Raw genomic sequence first — 2,367 nt, 5'->3', positions numbered from 1 at the left:
CCACCCCGGCCCGCCGGCCGGGCGGCCGGCGGGCCGGGGTGGTCGGTGCGGCGCACAACTCCTGCACTACCCGTGCCGGGAGCGGTTGCGGGGCCCTGCACCTGCGGTTCTGCCGGAGTTGTGCGCGCCGCGCGCCGCGTGCCGCGTGCCGCGCGCCGCGCGTCGGCTCACCCTCCGCGCGGAATGCGCGCGGTTACCCGTGGCCGGCCGGCCGGCCGGGGCGGTCGGTGCGGCGCACAACTCCTGCATTACCTGTGCCGCGAGCGGTTGCGGGGCACTGCACCCGCGGTTCTGCCGGAGTTGTGCGCGCCGCGCGCCGCGCGCCGCGTGCCGCGCGCCGGGCGCCGCGCGCCGCGCGCCGGCTCAGGCTCCGCGCGGCGCCGGCCGCCGCCTCAGGCCTCGCGCAGGATCCGCGCCGTCACCCGCGTGCCGAACGCGAGCGCCTCCACCGGCACGCATTCGTCGGCGGCGTGGAACTGCCCGAACACGTCGAAGTCCGCGGGCACGCGCAGCGGCACGAAGCCGTAGCCGCGGATGCCGAGCCGGCTGAGGTGCTTGTTGTCGGTGCTGGCGGGTAGCAGGTACGGCACGACCACTCCCTCGGGGTCTTCGGCGCCGATCGCCCGCTGCAGCACCTCGACCAGGGGCGCATCGACCGGTGCCTCGATCGCGGCGATGTCGCGCGCCCACGTCACCTCGATGTCGTCGCCGACCACGGCGGCGAGTTCCGCGCGCACCGCGTCGTGCTGCCCGGGGACGATCCGCACGTCGAGCGTCGCACTCGCCGTCGCGGGGATGACGTTGGCCTTCCCTCCCGCCGCGAGCACCGTGGGCGAGGCGGTGTTGCGCATGCCCGCGTCGATCAGGGATGCCGCGAACCCCAGGTCGTCGAGACGCCCGCCCGCGCGCTCCCAGGTGTCGACGAACCGCTCGAGCGCGGCCGTGCGGACCACGGGGAACGCGTGCGCGCCGACCGCGGCGACGGCCTGCGCGAGGCGCACGACGGCGTTGTCGGCGGTGGGACGGGACCCGTGCGCGGCGCGGCCGCGGGCGGTGAGCGTCGCGGTCGAGACGCCCTTCTCGGCCGTGGCGACGAGGTAGGCGCGCCGGTCGCCGGGAAGCGGCAGCGAGAACCCGCCCACCTCGCTGATGGCCTCGGTCGCCCCGGCGAACAGCTCGGGGCGGTTCTGCACGATCCAGCGTGCGCCCCACACGCCCCCGGCCTCTTCGTCGGCGAAGAACGCGAAGACGAGGTCGCGTCGGGGCACGATCCCCTCGCGTCGGAACGCCCGCGCGATCGCCAGCAGCATCCCGGCGAAGTCCTTCATGTCGACCGCGCCGCGTCCGTACAGGATGCCGTCATGGATCTCCGCCCCGAAGGGCGGGTGGCTCCAGTCGGCGGCGTCGACCGGCACGACGTCGAGGTGCGCGTGGGCGACGAGGGCACCGGCATCCGGATCCGAACCCGCCAAGCGGGCGATCACGCTCGCGCGTCCCGGAACGGGCTCGACGCGGGTGGTCTCGTATCCCGCGTCCTCGAGCTGCGCCTGCACGAACCGCGCCGCCCGAGTCTCGCCGTCGCCGATCGTGGCGGGGTCTCCGGTGTTGACGCTGTCGATGCGGATCAGGGCGCGGATCAACTCCAGCGCCTCCGTCTCGAGGGCGTCGGGCGGCGGTCCGCCCGGTTGTGGCGACCCGGACCCGATCTCGTCGACCATGGGGAGGAACCGTCAGTGCTCGTGGGGGCGGGCGTCCTCGCCGAGCTTGAACGCGAGGCGGCCGTGCGCGTATCCGCCGCCCGCGCGGATGGCGGTGGCGACCCAGGCGGCCTCCGCGAGCTCGGCCTCGGTCGCTCCGGCCTTCACGGCGTTCTGCGAGTGCCCGTCGATGCAGTACACGCACTGCGTGGTGATGCCGACGGCCAGGGCGATCAGCTCGCGATACTTCAGCGGGATCGCGCGACCCTCGGGGGCGAACACGGCCTGGTCGAAGGCGGCGAACGCGGCCAGGATGTCGGGCGTCTCGGCCTTGTAGACCTTCGTGTAGGTCTTATCGGCGGTGCGGTCGAAGTAGTCGGACATGTGCTCTCCAGGTCGAAAACGGCGGACGGATGCCAAAGCCCCACCGTAACCACCGCCCTCCGACGCGCGTCGCAGGCCGTCACGCGCGGTCACACGCGGGCGGCAGCGTGCGGGCAGCGTCCCAGCCCGGGCGAAACTCCTGACGAATCGCGCGGCGGAGACCTTCCACGCCGCCGAAGGGGATGCCGCAGCCGGAACTTCAGGAGTTTCGCCCGCGCGGCCCGCGCGGCCCGCGCCACCCGCGTCCCCGCGCCGCCCGCATCCCCGCGTCCCGGCGTCCCGGCGT

General features: G+C 74.9%; 2 protein-coding genes. Both read right to left on the bottom strand.

Annotated features, from left to right (window positions below; genetic code table 11):
* Positions 1 to 392: 392 nt before the first annotated feature.
* A complete protein-coding gene (locus NS220_RS18550) occupies positions 393 to 1,718 on the bottom strand; it encodes a M20/M25/M40 family metallo-hydrolase (protein ID WP_058625441.1) in 1,326 nt (441 codons plus the stop codon).
* Between the two features lie 12 nt (positions 1,719 to 1,730).
* Positions 1,731 to 2,081, bottom strand: coding sequence for a carboxymuconolactone decarboxylase family protein (locus NS220_RS18545; RefSeq protein WP_058625440.1), 351 nt, complete (start codon positions 2,079 to 2,081; stop codon positions 1,731 to 1,733).
* Positions 2,082 to 2,367: the final 286 nt, after the last annotated feature.

Source organism: Microbacterium testaceum (genome assembly GCF_001476655.1).
Lineage (GTDB): Bacteria > Actinomycetota > Actinomycetes > Actinomycetales > Microbacteriaceae > Microbacterium > Microbacterium testaceum_C.
This window is presented reverse-complemented; position numbering and strand designations above follow the sequence as displayed.

Coding starts and splice junctions, on each gene's coding strand:
- NS220_RS18550 (WP_058625441.1), bottom strand. CDS start 1,718: ATGGTCGACGAGATCGGGTCCGGGTCGCCACAACCGGGCGGACCGCCG.
- NS220_RS18545 (WP_058625440.1), bottom strand. CDS start 2,081: ATGTCCGACTACTTCGACCGCACCGCCGATAAGACCTACACGAAGGTC.